Annotated in this window: 18 protein-coding genes; 10 read left to right on the forward strand and 8 right to left on the reverse strand. The window is 74.6% G+C overall.

Annotation, left to right across the window (positions count from 1 at the left end; genetic code table 11):
- Window positions 1-81: 81 nt before the first annotated feature.
- From IMZ35_RS27485 to IMZ35_RS27500, 4 genes are read right to left on the reverse strand one after another with little or no spacing between them, the layout of a single operon-like run.
- A complete protein-coding gene (locus tag IMZ35_RS27485) occupies window positions 82-960 on the reverse strand; it encodes a protein phosphatase 2C domain-containing protein (RefSeq protein ID WP_199444103.1) in 879 nt (292 codons plus the stop codon).
- Window positions 957-3,746 (reverse strand): serine/threonine-protein kinase, encoded by a 2,790-nt coding sequence (locus IMZ35_RS27490; protein ID WP_199444104.1) that lies wholly within the window; start codon window positions 3,744-3,746, stop codon window positions 957-959. The genes IMZ35_RS27485 and IMZ35_RS27490 overlap by 4 nt, the downstream gene beginning before the upstream one ends.
- Before the next feature lie 37 nt (window positions 3,747-3,783).
- Window positions 3,784-4,761: a glutamate ABC transporter substrate-binding protein gene (locus tag IMZ35_RS27495; protein ID WP_199444105.1), complete on the reverse strand. Its 978-nt coding sequence runs from the start codon at window positions 4,759-4,761 to the stop codon at window positions 3,784-3,786.
- The gene (locus tag IMZ35_RS27500; RefSeq protein ID WP_199444106.1) at window positions 4,758-6,062 is read right to left on the reverse strand and encodes a GlnX family signal transduction membrane protein; all 1,305 of its coding nucleotides are present in this window, start codon (window positions 6,060-6,062) and stop codon (window positions 4,758-4,760) included. Before IMZ35_RS27500 ends, IMZ35_RS27495 begins: the two co-directional genes overlap by 4 nt.
- Window positions 6,063-6,492: 430 nt before the next feature.
- Between IMZ35_RS27500 and IMZ35_RS27505 the strand changes: the two genes are divergently transcribed.
- Window positions 6,493-6,819 carry a hypothetical protein gene (locus IMZ35_RS27505; protein ID WP_199444107.1) on the forward strand — a complete coding sequence of 109 codons (327 nt, stop codon included), beginning with the start codon at window positions 6,493-6,495 and terminating at the stop codon, window positions 6,817-6,819.
- Between the two features lie 4 nt (window positions 6,820-6,823).
- On the opposite strand, the gene IMZ35_RS27510 is transcribed toward IMZ35_RS27505, so the two are convergent.
- Entirely contained in the window at window positions 6,824-7,795 is a 972-nt protein-coding gene (locus IMZ35_RS27510; RefSeq protein WP_199444108.1) for a helix-turn-helix transcriptional regulator, read from the reverse strand.
- Window positions 7,796-7,859: 64 nt separating this feature from the next.
- Between IMZ35_RS27510 and IMZ35_RS27515 the strand changes: the two genes are divergently transcribed.
- The 8 genes from IMZ35_RS27515 (at window position 7,860) to IMZ35_RS27550 (ending at window position 16,185) form a co-directional block, all read left to right on the forward strand.
- Window positions 7,860-8,333, forward strand: coding sequence for a hypothetical protein (locus IMZ35_RS27515; protein WP_199444109.1), 474 nt, complete (start codon window positions 7,860-7,862; stop codon window positions 8,331-8,333).
- 55 nt (window positions 8,334-8,388) lie between these two features.
- Window positions 8,389-8,979 carry a PadR family transcriptional regulator gene (locus IMZ35_RS27520; RefSeq protein ID WP_199444110.1) on the forward strand — a complete coding sequence of 197 codons (591 nt, stop codon included), beginning with the start codon at window positions 8,389-8,391 and terminating at the stop codon, window positions 8,977-8,979.
- Between the two features lie 431 nt (window positions 8,980-9,410).
- Window positions 9,411-12,194, forward strand: a complete 2,784-nt coding sequence (locus IMZ35_RS27525) for an SCO1167/SCO6262 family helicase (protein ID WP_438816905.1) — start codon at window positions 9,411-9,413, stop codon at window positions 12,192-12,194.
- Complete coding sequence (locus IMZ35_RS27530; protein WP_199444111.1) at window positions 12,191-13,354, forward strand: SWIM zinc finger family protein; 1,164 nt, start codon at window positions 12,191-12,193, stop codon at window positions 13,352-13,354. The genes IMZ35_RS27525 and IMZ35_RS27530 overlap by 4 nt, the downstream gene beginning before the upstream one ends.
- A 95-nt stretch (window positions 13,355-13,449) precedes the next feature.
- A complete protein-coding gene (locus IMZ35_RS27535; RefSeq protein ID WP_199444112.1) occupies window positions 13,450-13,755 on the forward strand; it encodes a hypothetical protein in 306 nt (101 codons plus the stop codon).
- On the forward strand, window positions 13,752-15,053 hold the full coding sequence (locus IMZ35_RS27540; RefSeq protein WP_199444113.1) for a carboxylesterase/lipase family protein: 1,302 nt from the start codon (window positions 13,752-13,754) through the stop codon (window positions 15,051-15,053). Before IMZ35_RS27535 ends, IMZ35_RS27540 begins: the two co-directional genes overlap by 4 nt.
- A gap of 60 nt (window positions 15,054-15,113) precedes the next feature.
- Complete coding sequence (locus IMZ35_RS27545) at window positions 15,114-15,341, forward strand: hypothetical protein (protein ID WP_199444114.1); 228 nt, start codon at window positions 15,114-15,116, stop codon at window positions 15,339-15,341.
- A gap of 67 nt (window positions 15,342-15,408) precedes the next feature.
- Complete coding sequence (locus IMZ35_RS27550) at window positions 15,409-16,185, forward strand: hypothetical protein (protein WP_199444115.1); 777 nt, start codon at window positions 15,409-15,411, stop codon at window positions 16,183-16,185.
- A gap of 122 nt (window positions 16,186-16,307) precedes the next feature.
- Here IMZ35_RS27550 and IMZ35_RS27555 read toward each other — a convergent pair whose 3' ends face one another.
- The 3 genes from IMZ35_RS27555 to IMZ35_RS27565 all read right to left on the reverse strand — a co-directional run bounded on the left by IMZ35_RS27555 (window position 16,308) and on the right by IMZ35_RS27565 (window position 18,337).
- Window positions 16,308-16,493, reverse strand: a complete 186-nt coding sequence (locus IMZ35_RS27555) for a hypothetical protein (protein ID WP_199444116.1) — start codon at window positions 16,491-16,493, stop codon at window positions 16,308-16,310.
- A gap of 421 nt (window positions 16,494-16,914) precedes the next feature.
- Window positions 16,915-17,829, reverse strand: coding sequence for an NADP-dependent oxidoreductase (locus IMZ35_RS27560; RefSeq protein WP_199444117.1), 915 nt, complete (start codon window positions 17,827-17,829; stop codon window positions 16,915-16,917).
- A gap of 112 nt (window positions 17,830-17,941) precedes the next feature.
- On the reverse strand, window positions 17,942-18,337 hold the full coding sequence (locus tag IMZ35_RS27565) for a winged helix-turn-helix transcriptional regulator (RefSeq protein WP_199444118.1): 396 nt from the start codon (window positions 18,335-18,337) through the stop codon (window positions 17,942-17,944).
- Window positions 18,338-18,419: 82 nt separating this feature from the next.
- On the opposite strand from IMZ35_RS27565, the gene IMZ35_RS27570 reads away from it, so the two are divergent.
- Complete coding sequence (locus IMZ35_RS27570; RefSeq protein ID WP_199444119.1) at window positions 18,420-19,277, forward strand: SDR family oxidoreductase; 858 nt, start codon at window positions 18,420-18,422, stop codon at window positions 19,275-19,277.
- Window positions 19,278-19,318: the final 41 nt, after the last annotated feature.

Raw genomic sequence — 19,318 nt, forward strand, 5'->3', positions numbered from 1 at the left:
TGCGACGCGGAGAGCGAGAGCCCCCGCGACTTCTGATCCGCCGGTGCGGTGGACCTCACCGAGGCCCGCCGCGCCGGCGGATCAGGCCGGTGACATCGGGATCGCCACCACCGTCACGTTGTCGTGGCCGCCCCACTCCAGCGCCACCGCCACCAGCCGCTCCACCACGTCCTGCGGCGACGCGCCCGCCGGCACCACCGCCGCCACGTGCTCCGGCTCGGGCAGGTAGTTCCACAGCCCGTCGCTGCACAGCAGCAGCACACCCGGCTCGTCCGCGTCGTGCACCACGACCTGCGGCACCAGCAGCCCGGCGTCCGCACCCACCCACCGCGACAGCACGTGCCCGCGACTGTCGGTCTTGGCCTGCTCCTCGGTCAGCACACCGTCGGCGACCAGCTGCGCCGCCCACGTGTCGTCCTCGGTCAACCGCCGCGACCGCGCCCCCGCGACCCAGTACGCCCTGCTGTCGCCCAGCCACCCGATCGTCGCCCGCGCCTCGCGCACCACGGCCGAGACGAACGTGCACGACGGCGCCGACTGCTCGGTGTCCGGGTGCGACAGCCGCGACACCGCGTTGTAGGCGGCGGCCACCGCGTCGGTGGTGGCCCGCGCCGGATCGCTCTGCTCGACCAGCGCGTCGAACAGCACGGCCGCCGCCGTGTCCGCCGCCGCCTGCGACGCCCGCTCCGACCGGTCGGAGGACGCCACGCCGTCGCAGACCACGGCCGCCAGCCCCCGGTCCGCCGTGACGCCGAACGCCATCGAGTCCTCGTTGCGCTGCCGCACCCGGCCGCGGTCGCTGATCCCGCCCACGCCGGGCAGCGTCACCACCACCCGGTTGCGGTCCTCCGGACCGCCCACCGGCGTCCGCTCCACCCGCAGGTCGCGCCCGCACTCCTCGCAGAACCTGTCCTCGGCCGCCACCTCGGCGCCGCACCGCGCACAACTGCTCTCGCTCACACCACTGTCCTCGGTCGAATCGCGTTCGCGCGGTCCACCAGCGCGATCCTCTCCTCCGGGGTGTCGGCCAACCTGGCCAGCACCCGGTACGCCTTCTCCACGCCCAGCCGCAGCTCGCGCTCCTCGAACCCGCCGCCGAGCAGCCCCTCCGAGCTGCGGCCACCGGCGAGCACCCACTCCAGCGCCGAGAGCAGCACCTCGGTGGTCAGCCGCGCGCGCAGCTCCACGTCCACGTCCAGCCGCTCCAGTCTGGCACCGGCGGCCAGGAGGTCCCGCTCGGTCAGCGGTGTCTTCGGCATCGCCGCCGACTGCGCCCGCACCGCGGCGGTCTGCGCGGCCACGTGGTGGCTGGAGGTCTCCGGCACCGAGTCCAGCACCGCGACCGCCCGCGCCCGCGCGCCCTGCTGCATCAGCACCCTGGCCAGCCCGAACGCCGCGCTGACGTAGGCGTGGTCGGTGCGCCACACCAGCTCGTAGCGGTCCGCGGCGGCGATGTCGTCGTGCGTGGCCTCCGCGCACACCGCCAGGGCCAGCTTCGGCGCGGCCTCACCGGGCACCGCGTCGCACACCACGTCGAACGCCCGCCCCGCGTCGGCCGGTCGGCCCGCGGCGAGCTGGGTGAGTCCCCAGTACCAGTGCGGGCGCCAGTCGTCCGGCTCCACCAGCGGCGGCCCGCTGTCGGCGAACATGGCCGTCGCCGTCATCCGGTGCAGCTCCCGCAGCGCGGCCTCGGTCTCGCCCAGCTCGATCAGCGCGTGGGCCAGCCGGAACCGCACCTCCACCGTCGACTGCGGGGCGGCCCGCAGCGCGGAGACCACCTCCTGCGGCCGCGCCGAGGCCGCCGTGGCGAGGAACCCCGCCGCCGGGTCCTCGGTGTCGACCTGCGGCACCGGCAGGGCCTCGGCCACCGATCGGAACGTCATCGCCACCCGCGAGCGCGACCCCTCCACGCCGAAGGTGCGGCGCTCCGGCGTGAACTGCTTGGACAGGCCCGGCCGCGGCACGCCGTCGGACGCCGCCAGCACCTCCCGCAGCACCCCGGTCAGCTGCTCGGCCATCTCCTCCGCCGAGGAGAACCGCTGGTCCGGATCGGCGTGCGTGGCGCGCTTGAGGAAGCGGTGGTAGGAGTTGAAGCGCAGCAGCAGCGGCTGCTCCTCCGGGCCGGGCAGCCGGTCGCGGTAGGTGTGCCGGAAGTCGAACGGGAAGCTCATCACCGCCAGCGTCCGGCCGACCGTGTAGAGGTCGGAGGCCACCGACGCGCCGATGTGCCGCACCTCCGGCGCCTGGTAGCCGCCGGTGCCGAAGATCGCGCTGTGCCGGTCGTCGACGTGCCGCACCGCGCCGAGGTCGATCAGCTTGAGCTGCTCCTCGGTCTGGATGACGTTGTCGGGCTTGAAGTCGCAGTACAGCAGCCCCACTCCGTGCAGGTAGCCCAGGGCGGGCAGCACCTCCAGCACGTAGGCGATGGCCTGCGCCAGCGGCAGCGACTCGGTGCCCACACCGCCGCTGCGACGCTCCTTCAGCAGCTCCTTGAGCGAGCGGCCGCCGACGTACTCCATGACGATGTAGTCCGTCAGCTCACCGGTCTTGCGGTCCTCGTGCTGCACGAAGTTGTGGATCTTGACGATGTTGGGGTGCTCGACCTCGGCGAGGAACCGCCGCTCCGCCAGCGCCGCGCGCATCGCGTCGGCGTCCCCGGAGTCGAGCAGGCCCTTGAGCACCACCCACCGGTCGCTCACGGCGCGGTCCGAGGCCAGGTAGACCCAGCCCAGACCGCCGTGCGCCAGACAACCCAGCACCTCGTACTGGCCGCGCAGCACCTCGCCCGGCGCGAGCTTCGGCGTGAACGAGAAGGGGTGTCCGCAGGCGCGGCAGAAGCCCTCCAGCCGTCCCGGACGGCCGGCGCGGGCACGTCCCACCTCGCGGTGGCACCTGCTGCAGTAGCGGCGGCTCTCCGGCACCTCGGGGTTGTCCAGGACCGCGGTCTTCGGATCGCGGTAGGGAACCCTGGGCACGTCGACCAGGCCCGCGCCCAGCCGTCCGCGCGAGGACGTCCTCGTCGACGACCGGCGCGAGCGCCCCGATCCCGACCACGACCCCGCCTGGCTCGGCGTGGACGCGGAGTGCGGCGTCGACGGGGTCGAGTGGGCCAGCGCTGGCGGAGGGGTGGCCACGGTGTCCGGGCCGGGACCGGGGACCTGCGGAGCCGACCACCCCCGCTGCGCACCCCCGGCACCCTGGCTGGCCGAGTCGTGGGGCAGCGGCGCCGGCGGCTGCGGACGGCCGGGACGCGGGGGAGGGCCGTACTGCGGAGCCTGCAGCGGTGGAGTCTGCTGGACCGGACCCTGCTGCGTCGGACTGTGCTGCGCCGGACCCTGCTGCGCCGGGGCCTGTGGAGCGGAACTCTGGTGGGGCGAGCCCTGCTGGACCGGAGTCTGCTGCGCCGGAGTCTGCTGCGCCGGAGTCTGCTGCGCCGGACTCTGCTGGGTCGGACTCTGTTGCACCGGACTCCGGGGACCGGGGTTCTGCTGCACCGGGGGGCGCTGCTGCTGCTGGGGTGCGGGCCAGACGGGGTCCTGGTGGGCCGCGACGGGCACCGACCACGCGGACGTGTGCGGTCGCGCGGCGCCGCCGGGTTCCGGCGCGGCCGGAGGTTCGGGAGAGCGGGGCTGCGGGCCGCGCGGCACCCACCCCTGCTGCGGGGCGCTGGGGCGCAGGCCGCAGTCCTGGCAGACGCCGTCCCCGGCGATGCTGCCGCCGCAGCCCGGACGCGGGCACTTCGTCATCGCGGCCTCTCCTGTCTGCGCGTGCTGTCCCACCCCGTCAGTCCCGGTAGCGCGGCGCGGGTGGCGCGGGCGCCGGCCCGAGCGTGTTCAACCAGTCCTGGTACGCGCTCGCCCACGACCCGTCCCCGCGCATCCGGTTCAGCACGGCGTTGACGAACCGGACGAAGTCCTCGTTCCCCTTGGGGATGCCCACCCCGTAGGGCTCCGTGGTGAACCGGGCCCCGACGACCTCGGTGTACGGGTCCTGCGCGGCGAGACCCGCGAGGATCGTGTCGTCGGTGGAGATGGCGTCGACCTGTCCCTGCTGGAGCATGACCAGGCAGTCCGTCCAGTCCGGCACCGACACCGCCACCGGCTTCACCGGGTGGTTCGCCACCGCGGCCAGCGACGTCGACCCCTTCGTGGCGCACACCTTCTTCCCGCCCAGACCGTCCACGCCCGAGATGCCGGAGGTGCGGTTGACCAGCACGCGCTGCCCCGCCTCGTAGTACACCGACGAGAAGTTGATCTTCTCCAGCCGTTCGCAGGTGACGGTCATCGTGCGCACGACGAGGTCGACGTCGCCGCGCTCCAGCGCCGCGACGCGGTCCTCGGAGGTGAGCACCTTGTACTGGATCTTGTTCGGGTCGCCGAAGATCGCCTCGGCGATCTCGCGGGCCATCGCGACGTCGAAGCCCTCGATCTCCCCGGAGAACGGGTTGCGGAACCCCATCAGGTAGGTGTTCTGGTCGACCCCGGCGATCAACCGGCCCCGCGCCTGGATCTCCGCCATGGTCGACCCCGCCGGCATCTGCCCGGCCGCCGGGAGTCCACCCGGCCGCAGGCTGGCCGTGGGGTCGCACGACGGCGCGCTGCTGGCGCTGGAACTCGGCGCCGACGTCAGCTCCGAGGCCTCGGCGGGCATCGGAGCGCCCACCGAGCCCACCGGGACGGCCGAGGTGTTCGGCGCGGGGGAGCAGGCGGCGGCGAGCAGCGCGAACGCCGACACCCCCGCGCCCAGGACCCGGCTCCTCATCGGTACTCCTTGAGTCGCTGCCACATGCCCCAGCCCGCGGCCGCCGCGCCGAGCAGCGCCAGCAGCAGCGAGCCGGGCGCCAGACCGGTGAGCGCCCCGCGGGCCCCGGCCACCTCCTGCGCGAACGCCGCGCGGGCCTCGGAGATCGCTCGCACGAGGTCGGCGTCGAGCTGGTCGAACGCCGCGGCGGCGTTGCCCGGCTCCCCGCTCAGGGTCAGCGTCACGGCCCCGGTGTAGTCACCGGCGTCGTCGGCCTGCCGGATCTTCTCGTGCGCCTCGCGCCACGCGCGGTTGTTCTCCACCGCCGAGTTCACCGCGTCGCGCACGGACTGCGAGGTCGCCGCGGCGGCGGCCCGGCCCAGGAGGCCGTCCGAGCCGCTCTCGCCGCCCAGTTCGGTGGTCACCTCGTCGTAGTGCTGCTCGAACGACTGGCCGCTGCCGCGCGCCACCAGCGTCAGCGTCTCGTCACCGCGCGCGTTGAGCGTGGCCACGCGCGCGTCGACCAGCACGTCCACCTGGGCCGAGCCGTCGGTGCGGCTGTCGGCCACGCCGAGGACCACCACGGTGCTGGCGACGACGATCCACAGCAGCGACAGTCCGGCGGCGCCGCCCGCGACGGCCAGACCGAGGTTGAACGTGCGGTTGGTGCGGCGGCTGAGGAAGCGGCCCGCGACGACGATGCAGGCCAGTGTCAGCAGCCCGAACAGCACCTCCAGCACGGGCAGGCCGTCCGAGGCGTCCTGGTCGCGCACCACGTTCGCGTTCTCCGCGCGGTAGATCCGCTCGGCCGCGGGCAGCAGTTGCGCGCGCATCAGCTCCGACGCCTCGCGCAGGTAGGCGGCGCCCACCGGCGCGCCCTGCCGGTTGTTGGTGCGCGCCGTCTCGACCAGGCCGGTGTAGACGGGCAGCTGCACGGACAGCGTGTGCAGGGCCTCGGCGAGCTCCGGCGCCTGCGCGCCGCCGTCGGTGACGATCGCCAGCGCGCTCTGGGCCTGGGCGATGTCGGTCTGGTAGCGGCTGCGCAGCTCGGCGGGCTCGACGCCGCCGCCGAGGAAGGCGCTCGCGGCGGAGGCGTCCGCGTCGGACAGCGCTCGGTAGACCTCCTGCGCGGCGAACGCCAGCGGTTCGCTGCGCGTGGCGAGCTCCTCCAGGGAGTCGGCGCGGGTCTGCACGCTCCACGCGGAGATCACGCCGCCCAGGGTGCTGACGACGATCATCATGAGGGCGAGCAGGGTCAGGGTGCCGGGGGTGGTCCCGGCCAGCCGGGTGACTCCGCGAGGTGCGCGCGGTGGCGCGCTCACGCGATCTGGCGTGGTCGTCACGGTGGGTGTCCACCTATCTCGGACAGGTGAGGGACTGGGATCTGCTCGTGCGCGCGATCGCCTGCGCGACCTCCCGCGATGTCGCACCCTATCGGTTGAGCAAGATCGCTCCGACGGCCCGGTCGGACACGGTTCACGCGGACGAGGGCCGCGCGGCCACCTCCCGTGAGCACGGAGGATCGCCGCCGTGCTGTGCCCGGTCCGCGCGATAGCACGAGATGCTCACCCCGGCGGGTGGGTGAACGTCACCACACCGGGCGATGCCCGGTGTGTCGCGACCGGTGCCGGGCAGCCGGAACGGGTGCAACGCTGTTCGGCCTGCCGCTTCCACTCCCTCCACGACGAACGTCTCGTGGACGAGGACGGGGTCGATCGCGGCTCCCGCACGGCGTGCAGCAGGTGCGGCCACGTGGAACGCGAGGCGCTCGTCGTCGAGGTGTGCCGCCCGCGCGGCCTCGCCCAGCTCACCGGGCGACGCCACGCCGAGCGGCGCGAGGCGGGGGACCCCGAGCCGCTGCCACCCACCCCGGTGCCGGCCGTCGGCGGGCCGGGACAGGAGACGGTGGACCCGGACGCGCCCACCGAGCGCATCCCGGTCGTGCCGCCCGTCCCCGCCGCGACCGAGCAGCGGCCCACCGGCGAGCCGGAGCAGGCCCGCGCCGCGCCGCCCGGCCCGGTGCGCACCACCCAGCGGCTCCCGGTCGGGTGGTACGACACCGATCCCGCCGAGCAGTGAGCGGTCAGGAGTACACGCGCGCCAGCGCCGCGACCTCGCACGCGATCGACTCCCGCAGCTCGGCCGGCTCCAGCACCTCCACGTCGGCTCCCAGGCGCAGCAGCTCGCCGGTGGCGTGCGCGGTGGACTCCACCGGGATCACCACCCGCACCCAGCCCCCGGCGTCCGGGTCGGCCGCATCGCGCAGCGCGGCGCGCGCCACCGCGGGGGAGACGTTGTCCGGCAGCCGCCGCACACCGCGCGGCGACAACCTGATCACCGCCTCGCCGCGCCGGCGACCCGCCTCGAACTCCGCCAGCGCCGTGCGCCAGTGCGCGGCGAGGTCGAAGTCCGCCGGCCGGGTGAACCGCTCCCCGGTGGCGTCCAGTTCCAGCACCTGCGACACGCGGTAGGTCGACACGCGCTGCTCGCCCTCGGCCACCAGGTACCAGCGGCCGCCCTTGAGCACCAGGCCGTAGGGCCGCAGGTCGCGGCTGATCTCCCGGGGTTCCCGCCAGCGCCGGTAGCGCACCCGCAGCACGCGCTCGTTCCACACCGCGTCGGCCGCCGCCGCGAGGTGCGGCACGTCCTCGGTGTCGTGGTACCAGCCCGGCGCGTCCAGGTGGAACCGGCCGGACCCCCGTCCGGCCCGGTCGCGCAACTGCGGCGGCAGCGCCGCCAGCAGCTTGAGCTGCGCGGCCGCCACCACCGGCCCCAGCCCCAGCTCGGCGGCCGGGCCGGGCAGCCCGGCCAGGAACAGCGACTCAGCCTCGCGCTCGGTCAGGCCCGTCAGCCGCGTGCGGTAGCCCTCGACCAGCCGGTAGCCGCCGTCCGGCCCGGCGTCGCCGTAGAGCGGCACGCCCGCCGCGCTCAGCGACTCCGCGTCCCGGTAGATCGTGCGGACGGACACCTCCAGCTCCGCGGCCAGCTCGGCCGCGGTCATCCGGCCCCTGGTCTGCAGGAGCAGCAGCAGGGACACCAGTCGGCTCGCGCGCACGCCACGCAGTCTGCCGACCGACACTGACAGGAGGTGTCAGTGATCCACTTCTAGCGTCGGCGGCATGGCGTTCCACGAGAAGGACCTGCGAGTGCAACCCCCGGTGGTCGTCGGGGGACGGCACGTCAAGCGGTACGAGGTGTCGACCCCCGGCCTGAGCGTCGGCCCCGACCTGCGTGCGGCGGCCGTCGAGCACCTGCCGAAGCTCTACCCGGCGTTCGACGACCCGACGCCACCGGCGACGATCGCCGTGTTGCACCTGAGCGCGGCCGGCGCCTACCTGAACGCGTACAACTGGGTGTGGGACAACGTGCTGCACTGCCGCACCGCCGCGTCGGGCGACCAGCCGTTCCTGGGCAGCACCGGCGACCTCACCACGTTCAGCCCCATCACCAAGGACCTCGTCGGCTGCGTGTGGGAGCTGCCGCCGCTGGAGCACGAGCGCAGCGCGTGGGTGCGTCACGTGCTGGAGCCCGACCGGCCCGACCTGGCCGCCTACCTCGCCGACGTGCTGGCCGAAGGGCTGGTCGGACGGTGAGCTGGAACGGCGACGCGTCGTTCGCGGCGGGGAGGGTCGCTCTAGGCTGAACGGCGTGTCGGCCACCAGGTTGCTCGTCCTCGGGGTGGTGCGCGGCTACGGCCGAGCCCACGGGTACCTGATCGGCAACGACCTGCTCTCCTGGGGTGCGGAGGAGTGGGCCAACGTGAAGTGGGGCTCGATCTACCACGCGCTCAAGCAGCTCACGAAGTCCGGCTTCCTCACCGAGGAGTGGCAGAAGCCGGGCCGGACCGACTACGTGCTGACCGAGCGGGGCGAGGCGGAGTTCCGCCGCCTGCTCGGCGACGCGATCACCCGTCCCGAGCACCGCCCCGACCTGCTCGGCGCGGGACTCGCGCTGCTCCCCGCGCTGTCCCGCGACGAGGCGATCACGCTGCTGGAGGGCAGGCTGGCCGCGCTGGAGGCCGCCCGCGACGCCGCGCTCGCCGAGCGCCGCGTCCCCGGCAGGCCGGGACACGTGCAGGAGCTGTTCGGCCTGTGGGAGCACAACGCCGACAGCGGCATCGCGTGGACGCGCGGGCTCGTCGAGCGGCTGCGGGCGGGCGCGCACCCCATGGCGGGCGAGGCCGGTTCGCCCGGTCGCGCGGGCAGCTGGCAGGACCCCGAGTCGCGCGCTCGACGGTGACGCACCGTCAACTCCTGGCCCGGTGCCGTCGACGAGATCGAGGACGGGAACCGGACGGTGGAGTGGTCCGCCCACGACCTCGCCCGATCCTGCTGCTGCGCGATCTCGGGCTCGGCCTCGCGGCCGTCGCCGAGGTCCTGCGCGGGCAACGGCCCGCGACGCGATGAGGGTCTGCGCGCAGCGTCACCTCGACGACCGGGGCGCGTGTCAGAAGGCCGTGTCCGGCGTCCCCGCTCAGCACCACCGGGAACCACGCCGACCACGACCGCCACCGAACGGGACCTCCGGAACACGACCCGGCGCGGGTGCGAGCGGGGCTGCGGACCGCTCGCCACCAGGCCGCCGTTTGCGTTCCCCCTCCCTCCTCGGCCAGACTCCGCGTGCTCGAATTCAAGTTTGAGCACCGGGGACGCGGGGAGACTGGGGAAGTCGTGGCACGAGTTTCCGAGCAGGACGCGCGGCGGCTGGCCCGCTGCGAAGCGGTGTTCGAACCCGCAGATCCGCCCCGCACCGGACGGATCGCCTTCCACGGAGACCCGCCCGAGGCGGTGGGGGAACCGGGCCAGCTGACCGTCGCCGTGCCGGACGGGTTCAGCACCCGCGTCGTGGACGCCGTGCGCCTGCCGGTCACCGACGCCGTGCCGGTGCTCACCAGGGCGCGGCACGACGACGCGGCCCACCCGGCCACCGCCTTCTGGGGAGCGGCCGCCCTGGTCGCGCTCCAGCTCGTCGCCCGAGGCCGGGTCCTGCCCGGCGTGTCCGACGGCGGGTTCGACGCCTGGCGTGCCGGACCGCTCGACGCCGACGACGCCCGCCGCGTCCGCGACCTGGCCGACGCCATGCCGCCGCAGGCCCGAGCCGTGCCCGAACCCGGCCACGACCCCCTCGCGCTGCCCGACGCGCAGGTGCTGGTGCGCGGGTTCCTCGACGCCGTCGCCGACGGCCTGCCCCGCTCCACCGCCACCGTCCGAGCCACCGGCTCGACGGTCTTCGCCTCGCCGACACCGCAGCGCGTCCCGCACCTGCGGTCGTGGTCCGACGAGGTCTCCGCCGGACTGGACTCCGGCGTGCGGGTGTCGCTGCGGGTCGAGGTCTCCGGCGGGGACTTCGCCGCTGGCGCCTTCCGCGCCGTCGTGCAGGCGCACAGCCTGGCCGACCCCGCACTCGTCGTGGACGCGGGCGAGCTGTGGACCGGCGCCCCGCACGGCTTCGGCCCCCGCTCCCGTCTCGACACCACCCTCGCGCTGCGCCGCGCCGTGCGCGCGTGGCCGGTGCTCGGGCGGCTGCTGGAACAGGCCGTGCCCGACGCGCTGGTCCTCGGCGACGACGAGATCGGCGACCTGCTGGCCGCCGCTCCCCGGCTCACCGCCGGTGGCGTGGAGGTGCACTGGCCCCGCGACCTCGTCCGCGACCTGACCGCCCGCACCACCGTCGGCGGAGACGCCCCGCCCTCCGACCTGCCGAGTCTGCTCGGCGGGGACGCGCCGCTGTCCTTCGACTGGCAGCTCGCCCTCGGCGACGCGCCGCTGACCGGCGCGGAGATGGACCGGCTCGCCGAGGCGCACCGACCCGTCGTGCGGCTGCGGGACCAGTGGGTGCTCGTCGACCCCTCCCTCGCCCGCAGGGCGAGGGAGCGCGAACTCACGCCCCTGAGCCCGGTCGACGCCCTCGCCGCCGCCCTCACCGGCACCGCCGAGGTCGACGGGGAGCAGGTGCCCGTCACGCCGACGGCCTGGCTCGACGCGCTGCGCGAGCGGATCGCCGACCCCGACGCCGGTGGCGACCCGGTGCCGCAGCCCGCCGCCCTCACCGCCCAGCTGCGCGACTACCAGCTGCGCGGCCTGCGCTGGCTGGAGCGCACCACCTCCCTCGGCCTGGGCGGATGCCTGGCCGACGACATGGGCCTGGGCAAGACGATCACGCTGATCGCACTGCACCTGCACCGCCAGGAGCACCCCGCCACCACCGGCCCGACGCTGGTCGTGTGCCCGGCGTCGCTGCTGGGCAACTGGGAGCGCGAGATCGCCCGCTTCGCCCCCGGAACGCCGACCCGGCGCTTCCACGGCCTCGGCCGCACCCTCGACGGCGCCGACAGCGGGTTCGTGCTCACCACCTACGGCACCATGCGTCTGGACGCCGCCCGGCTGGCCGAGCACCCGTGGGCGCTGCTCGTCGCCGACGAGGCCCAGCACGTGAAGAACCCCGCGTCGAGCACCGCGAAGGCCCTGCGGCGCATCCCCGGCCGCGCCCGCGTCGCGCTGAGCGGCACCCCGGTGGAGAACAACCTGTCCGAGCTGTGGGCGATCCTCGACTGGACCACGCCCGGCCTGCTCGGCACGCTGCCCGCGTTCCGCTCCCGGTGGGCCAAGCCGGTGGAGGCCGACCAGGACGGCGAGACCGCCGCGCGGCTCGCCCGGCTGGTGACGCCGTTCCTGCTGCGCCGCCGCAAGTCCGACCCCGGCATCGCCCCCGAACTGCCGCCCAAGACCGAGACCGAGCGGCCCGTCGCGCTCACCCACGAGCAGGCCGCCCTCTACGAGGCCGTCGTGCGGGAGACGATGGAGCAGATCGCCTCCGCCTCCGGCGCGCAGCGGCGCGGCCTGGTGTGGAAGCTGCTCACCGCCCTCAAGCAGATCTGCAACCACCCCGAGCAGTACCTGCGCGGCGACCCGGACCGCCTGCACGGCCGGTCGGGCAAGCTGGAGCTGCTCGACGAGCTGGTGGACACGATCGTCGCGGAGGACGGCGCGGTGCTGGTGTTCACCCAGTACGTGGCGATGGCCAGGCTGCTGGAGCGCCACCTCACCGGTCGCGGTCACACCGTGCAGCTGCTGCACGGCGGGACACCCGTGCCGCGGCGCGAGGAGATGGTTCGCCGCTTCCAGGACGGGGCCGCGCCGATCTTCCTGCTCTCCCTCAAAGCGGCGGGCACGGGGCTCAACCTCACCCGCGCGGACCACGTCGTGCACTACGACCGCTGGTGGAACCCCGCGGTGGAGGAGCAGGCCACCGACCGCGCGTACCGCATCGGCCAGACCCGCCCGGTGCAGGTGCACAAGTTCGTCGCCGAGGGCACGGTCGAGGACTCCATCACGGCGATGCTGCGCGCCAAGCGCCACCTCGCCGACGCCGTCCTGTCCTCCGGGGAGCGCGCGCTGTCCGAGCTGTCGGACGCCGAACTGGCCGACCTGGTCCGGTTGAGGGGCGCGCGATGAGCGAGCGAGCACGCGGGTTCCCCGCGTTCGGTCCCGGCACCCGGCGCTCGGGGGGCTTCGCCCGGTCCTGGTGGGGCCGGGAGTGGATCAGAGCCGTCGAGGACGCCGCGCTGGACGCCCAGCAGCTGCGGCACGGACGCAAGTACGCCCGCACCGGCTACGTGGGTGCCATCACCGTCAGTCCCGGTCGTCTCGCCGCGTCCGTGCGCGACTACGAGGACGACACCGCCTACCGGACGGTGGTGACCCTCTCGCCGCTGTCCGACGCCGGGTGGGACCGCTTCCTCGACCAGGTCGCCACCAGGGCCGGGCACATCGCCGCGCTGCTGGACGGCGACGTGCCCCACGACCTGGTCTCCGCCGCCGCGGACGCGGGCGTGCGCCTGCTGCCCGAGATCGGCGACCTCGACCCCGACTGCACGTGCCCCGGCTGGGAGCTGCCGTGCAAGCACGCCGCCGCGCTGTCCTACCAGGTCGCGTGGCTGCTCGACGAGGACCCGTTCGTGCTGCTGCTCCTGCGCGGCCGCACCCGCGACGAGCTGCTGGACGAACTGCACGGCCGCGACGCTCCCGTCTCCGCCGCGCGGCCCGTGCCCGCGGCGGAGGCGTTCGCCGCGCCTCGAGCGGCCCTGCCCGATCCGCCACCACCGCCACCACCGCCGACAGAGCCGGCCGCGACACCGGCGGTGCCCCCGGCCGAGGGCGTCGACCCGGCGGTGCTGGAGGTCCTCGCCTCCCACGCGGCGCTGCGCGCCCGCGACCTGCTCACCGGCGAACCGGCCTCGACGACGTGGCAGGACACCGTGCGCCTGGCCGCGCTGCACCCGCGGGTGCTGGCGCGTCTGCCGGAGCTGGACCTGCCCGCGCGGGCCTGGACCTTCGGCGGCAGGGTGGCGCTGGACGTGCTGGAGACGTCGTGGACCCCGGCCAGGACCGAACTGGCCCGAGCCCGTGCCGCGCTCGCCGCGGGGTGGGACGGTGACGACGGGCCGGACTTCGACGTGCGGGGCAACCGGTGGACCGCGGCGGGCCACGGCGTGCAGCTGCGCCTGGGCCGCGACGGGCGCTGGTACCCCTACCGCGACCGCGACGGCACGTGGTGGCCCGTCGGCCCGCCCGCGCCCGACCCGGTCACCGCACTGGCCGACCTGCTCGCCTGACCACCCGGCAGCGGTCGCACGGTCGCACGGCGACAGGAGTCGTCGCGGCGCACCGGGGACACCGGGGTCTCGCGACGCATCCGAGGTGAGCAGACGTGAACGCGATCAGCGGGGCGGCCGTGGCCGCCGGAGTGGGGCTCGGTGCGAACCTCGCGCGCAAGCGCATCGCGGCCGAGGGCGGGGACGGCAGCAGGTGGCTCGCGGGGACCGTCACCAGGTCGTCCGCCGGGGTCGGGGCCCTGGCGACCTGCCGGGCCCCCTCGCCGAACTCGGTGACCGCGTGGAGGTCCGCATCCGTCCCGCCTCCGGGGACGAGGGCGCGGAACCGGCCGCGCGGCGACGGCGGGGTCCGGGCGGCCTCGCCGCCGCTGGCGCGTCCGGGCTCGGGCGGTGTGCGATGACCGAGGTCCGCACGGCCTCCGGTGTGCTGCGCGGTGAACCCCTGGCCGGGGGAGTGACGGTCTTCCGGGGCGTCCGCTACGCCGCGCCGCCCTTCGGCTCGTCGCGCTTCGAACCTCCCGTACCGCCCGCGCCGTGGCGGGGTGTGCGCGACCACGTGCGCTTCGGGCCGATCTCCCCGCAGTCGGCGCGCCTGCCCGGTGCGCCGACCTGGTCGCCGGGTGACGAGGACGTCCTCACGCTCACCGTGTGGGCTCCGCGTTCCGGCCACCCGCTGCCGGTGCTGTTCTGGGTGCACGGCGGCGCGTTCACCTTCGGCTCCTCCGCGCAGCCCGACTTCGACGGGGCCCACCTCGCCCGCAGCGGTCTGGTCGTGGTCACGGTCAACCACCGGCTCGGCTTCGAGGGCTTCGGTCACGTGCCGGGGCGCCCGGACAACCGCGGACTGCTGGATCTGGCCGCCGCGCTGGGATGGGTGCGCGACCACGTCGCCGCGTTCGGCGGTGATCCGGAGCGGGTGACGGCCGCCGGGCAGTCCTCGGGAGCCTCGGCGGTGCTGTGCCTCGCGGTGATGCCGGCCGGGCGCGGCCTGTTCCGGCGGATCGTCGCGCACAGTCCGGTGGAGGCGTTCTTCACCGTCGCCGAGGCCCGCTCGATCGCGGGTGAACTGGGCACGGGCACACCCGCCGAGCTGGTGGCCGCGTCCGATCGGCTCGTCGCCCGCTACCGCGCCGATCCGCGCGCCGGACGACCGCACCACGAGCAGGTGCTCCACGCGCCCGTCGTCGACGGCGACGTGCTGCCCGCGCCCGTGCTGGAGAGCCCGGTGCCGCAGGTGGAGCTGCTGCTGTGCAGCACGACCGAGGAGAGCCGGCTCTTCCACGCGGTCGGCTCGCTGCCCGCCGTCACCGAGCGGGAGGTGGCCGAGTACGCCGCCGTGCTGGGGCGCGACGTGCCGGTGCGCGACACGGTGCTGGAGTCCTACCTCGCACTGCACGACACCCGGTACGCCGGGTACGCCGACGCGCTCGCCCGCTGGCACGGCGGCGCGTTCGCCGCGCGGTTCGACCGGCGGCGCGGCGGAGCGGTCCGGGCCTGGCACTGCGCCGACGTGCCCTTCGCGTTCGGCAACCTCGACGCACCGGGAGCGGACTTCCTGATCGGCGGTCCGCCGGACCAGCGCGACCGCGAGCTCTCCGGCCGGATGCTCCGAGCCTGGCGCGACTTCGCCACCTCGGGTGTTCCGGGCTGGGCCGCCGGGAGCGACCACACGTGGGACGTCCGGCCCGGACGACGGTGACCGCATCACGAGACGGCAACGACGGGGTTGACGGCGTCGCGCCGCGGACATCCCCCGCGCATGAACGCGATCGCGAGGGTGGTGCGCCGGTTCGACCGACCGGTTGTGGCGCTGGCAGCCGTGTACCTGTTGGTCGCGGCGGTGAACGTGGTGCTCGCGGTGACGCAGACCGCGGTGTGGCAGGGGCTGCTCGGTGTGCTGCTGCTGTCCGCGGCCGTCGGGCTGATCGGGTACGAGATCAAGCGCCAGGCCGGGGCACGCTCCCGCACCGGGACCAGGCGTATCTGACCCGCTCGTCGATCCTCCTCCAGTCACGGGACGGTGACCGCCGTCACAGGAGCGGACGAGGATCGCTGTGCGCTACCGACCGATGGACGCCGAGCCGGACGAGCGCCGGTTCGGTCGCCACGTGCCCGACGACTGGCGGCACGTCGACGACTACCCGCTGACCGCGCTGCGGATGGCGGAACGCCCGGTGCGCACGCCCGTGGTGATCGGCGTGAACTGGTACGCGGAGATGGACGAGCGGATCGTCGACGAGCGCAGCGGGGAGACGTTCATCGCCCGCTCGGGCGCTGCGTCGCTGACGAGGATCAGGGGCGGGCACTGCGTGTGCCTGGAGCCGGGAGGCGAGCCCGACACCGCGGCGGAGCACGAGTTCTACGACCAGGGAGCCGAGGGCGCGTGCGTGGGGTTCGGCTGGTCGCGGTGCATGACGCTGCTCAACGGCGGCCGCTACGCCGCCCGCTGGCTGTGGGACCGCAGCAAGGAGCGCGACGAGTGGCCGCAGACCAACCCCGGTGACGACCAGGGCACGTCGGTGCGTGCCGCGGCCGAGGTGCTGATCTCCGCAGGTCACGTGCCGTGGGAGGACGTGCTGACCGGCGACGACCACGTCGCTCGCGCCGCGTACCGCGCCGACACCGCCCAGGGCATCAGCGCGTACCGCTGGGCGAGGTCGGTCGACGAGGTGCACGCCGTGCTCGACAACCCCGTCGCCGACCAGCTGGGCGCCGTTCCGATCCTCAACTCGTGGGGGCGGGAGTACCCCCACCGCGTGTGGCTGCCGGACGACGTGTTCGACCGGTTGATCGCGGAGGACGGGGAGGTGGCGGTGCCGACCGACCGGTGACGGTCGATCGGGTGCTGGCCGGTGACGGTCGATCGGGTGCTGGCCGGTGACGGTCGATCGGGTGCTGGCCGGTGACGGTCGATCGGGTGTCGATCGGGTGCCGACCGGTGATGGTCGGGGCGCTATTCCTTCCGCTGCAGCAGCGACGGGCCGATGATGCGGCGGACGATGCGCTTGGCGATGGGCTTCTTGCGCTGCGGCGCCGGGACCGCGGGCGCGACGGCGTCGCGGAAGTGGGGTGCGGGGTGCGGAGAAGCTGCTGCCTCCGGGATGGTGGTCGCGAACAGGTTCGGCTCACTGCCAGGCATCGAGGTCGACACGGGGTCGATCTTGCCAGTTCCCCGTGAGGTGTGGCGGGGTGGGTGTCTCCACGACCGGGTGACGCTGAACAACGCGTGGTCGCAGGTCGGTTCACTCGTCCGGGGTGGTCGGCCGACCGGTTGCCGACCGCGTCGCCGGGGAACTCGACGCGCAGCACCGCCTCCGGTCCGGGGGCGGCACCTCGCGCCGGCTCGCCCCGCGGCCGGGCGAGAAGCAGGCGCCCGCGCGTGGACCACGTCGACGGAGGCGTCCGGCGGCGGCAGGCGCTCGGCGAGCACCCGCGCCGCCGGCGTGCGCCGCCGGGCGTGGTCGAGCGGGTCGCGGTCGGACTCGGCACCGATCAGCCGTCCGGCCACCGGAACGGTCGTGGGGCGGGTCACCGAGCCACCGTCCCGGTGACCCGGTGGCTCATCCGACGAGCAGGACGACCTTGCCCCTGGCGTGGCCGGACTCGACCTGCTCGTGCACCTTCGCCGCGTCGGCCAGCGGCGCGGTCGAGGCGACGGCGATCGTGAGCCGGCCGGAGGCGGCCAGCCCCGCCAGTTCGGTCAGCAGCGCGACGTTCTCCTCCGGCGTGCCTCCGCCCGAGGAGAACGGGACGCCGAGCTCGGAGGCGGCGGGATCGGCGATGGTGACGATCCTGGACGTGCCGCCGCGCAGTTCGATCGAGTCGGGCAGCGCGCCCCGGCCCGCCACGTCGTAGACGGCGTCGACGCCGTTCGGCGCGATCTCGCGCACCCGCTCGACGAGGCCGTCGCCGTAGAGCAGGGGGGTGGCGCCGAGCGCGCGGAGGTGCTCGTGGTTGGCCTCGCTCGCGGTGCCGATCACCGTCGCGCCGCGGGCCACGGCGAGCTGGACGCCGATGGTGCCCACACCGCCCGCGGCCCCGTGCACCAGCAGCACGTCCCCCGCGGTGACGGCGAGCAGGTCCAGGGCCCGCTGCGACGTCTCACCCGCGACGGGCAGCGCCGCGGCCTCCTCCCAGCTCAGCTCGGCCGGCTTGCGCACGACGCGCGTGGCGAGCACCTGTTCGGCGTAGGCGCCGGTGTCGCTCCACCCGAAGACCTCGTCTCCGACCGCGAGTTCGGTGACGCCCTCGCCCAGCTCCTCGACCACACCGGCGAACTCCGCGCCGGGCGTCGACGGCAGCGGCGTGGGGAACACCTCCCGCATCGCCCCGGAGCGGACCTTGACGTCGAACGGGTTCGCACCCGCGGTGCGCACGCGGGCCCTGACCTGCCCCGGACCGGGTGACGGAACGTCGACCTCGGCCTCGTGCAGCACGTCGGGACCGCCGAACTCCTCGAAGATGATGGCCTTCACGTCGTCTCCTCCGTCGCGATCATCCGTGGCGTCTCGCCCAACTGAGCGGCGCGCGCACCTGTTCCGCGAAGCGGTGCGCTGTGACCTGGTTCACATCTCGTGGTCGGGAGGATCAGCGCTCACGGGCGTCGTAGGCGGCGCGCGCGGCGGTGACCTCGGCTGCGGACTCCTCGAACAGGTCGGCGAGGGCGCGCAGCTGCGTCGAGACGCGTGCGCCGAGCGGGGTGAGGGAGTACTCGACGTGCGCCGGGATGACCGTCACGACCTCGCGGGACACCATGCCGTCGCGCTCCAGGGTCTGCAGGGTCTGGGCGAGCATCTTCTCGCTCACGCCGTCGACGCGGCGGCGCAGCGCGTTGAAGCGGTGGTCGCCCTCGCCGAGTGCGAGCATCGCCAGTGTTCCCCACTTGCTCGCCACGTCCTCCATCGTGGCGCGCGACGGGCAGTCGCGGGCGAACACGTCGGCGACCAGCGCGTCGGACGGGGTGATCTGGCACGTCTCGGACATGCCCCCACGATACCGCAGCACCCGATGAATGGTGTGTACTGTGGAATAGTTAGTACATGCCAGATGTGGTCAAGGGAGAGACATGAGCACCTGCGCCGTCACCGGAGCCTCCGGTCACCTCGGTCGCCTCGTCGTCGAGGAACTGCTCGCCAGGGGCGTCGCGGCCGCCGACGTCGTGGCGATCGTCCGCACACCGGACAAGGTCGCCGATCTCGCCGAGCGGGGTGTCCGGGTCAGGACCGCCGACTACTCCAGCCCGGAGACGCTGTCCGCGGCCGTGCGCGGTGCGGACGTGCTGCTGCTGGTGTCCGGCAACGAGGTGGGACAGCGCGTTCCCCAGCACACCGCCGTCGTCGAGGCGGCGAAGGCCGAGGGGGTGGGGCGCGTCGTCTACACGAGCGTTCTCCGTGCGACGGAGACCGACCTGGCGCTGGCGCCCGAGCACGCGGCGACCGAGGAGGTGCTGCGGGCCTCCGGCGTCCCGTTCACCCTGCTGCGCAACGGCTGGTACACCGAGAACTACACGGATCGCCTGGAGCAGTACCTGGCCACCGGGGAGATCGTCGGCGCCGCGGGGACGGGGCGCATCGCCGCCGCGACCCGTCAGGACTACGCCGAGGCCGCCGTGGCGGTGCTCACCGGTGAGGGCCACGAGAACGCCGTCTACGAGCTGGGCGGCACGCCGTTCACCCTCGCCGACCTCGCCCGGGTGATCACCGAGGTCACCGGGACGGAGGTCGTGCACCGCGACCTGACCGCGGAGGACCTCACGCAGGAACTGGTGGCGGCCGGGCTCGACGAGGACACCGCCGGGTTCGTCGTCTCGCTGGACGTCAGCACCGCGGGCGGCGCGCTCGACACCGACAGCGACGACCTCGCCACGCTCATCGGCCGTCCTCCGACGTCGCTGGTCGACGCGGTCCGGGCCGCGCGCGCCTGAGACCGGCCTCGGGCCGTCGTGCTCCGCGACGGCCCCGAGCG

It is taken from the genome of Umezawaea beigongshangensis (genome assembly GCF_016464305.1).
Taxonomy (GTDB): Bacteria; Actinomycetota; Actinomycetes; order Mycobacteriales; family Pseudonocardiaceae; genus Umezawaea_A; species Umezawaea_A beigongshangensis.

Bases quoted from the DNA above. Each gene is read 5' to 3' on its own strand.
- IMZ35_RS27490 (WP_199444104.1), bottom strand. From the start codon at position 3,746: ATGACGAAGTGCCCGCGTCCGGGCTGCGGCGGCAGCATCGCCGGGGAC.
- IMZ35_RS27495 (WP_199444105.1), bottom strand. From the start codon at position 4,761: ATGAGGAGCCGGGTCCTGGGCGCGGGGGTGTCGGCGTTCGCGCTGCTC.
- IMZ35_RS27515 (WP_199444109.1), top strand. From the start codon at position 7,860: ATGGCGTTCCACGAGAAGGACCTGCGAGTGCAACCCCCGGTGGTCGTC.
- IMZ35_RS27530 (WP_199444111.1), top strand. From the start codon at position 12,191: ATGAGCGAGCGAGCACGCGGGTTCCCCGCGTTCGGTCCCGGCACCCGG.
- IMZ35_RS27540 (WP_199444113.1), top strand. From the start codon at position 13,752: ATGACCGAGGTCCGCACGGCCTCCGGTGTGCTGCGCGGTGAACCCCTG.
- IMZ35_RS27545 (WP_199444114.1), top strand. From the start codon at position 15,114: ATGAACGCGATCGCGAGGGTGGTGCGCCGGTTCGACCGACCGGTTGTG.
- IMZ35_RS27555 (WP_199444116.1), bottom strand. From the start codon at position 16,493: ATGCCTGGCAGTGAGCCGAACCTGTTCGCGACCACCATCCCGGAGGCA.
- IMZ35_RS27565 (WP_199444118.1), bottom strand. From the start codon at position 18,337: ATGTCCGAGACGTGCCAGATCACCCCGTCCGACGCGCTGGTCGCCGAC.
- IMZ35_RS27570 (WP_199444119.1), top strand. From the start codon at position 18,420: ATGAGCACCTGCGCCGTCACCGGAGCCTCCGGTCACCTCGGTCGCCTC.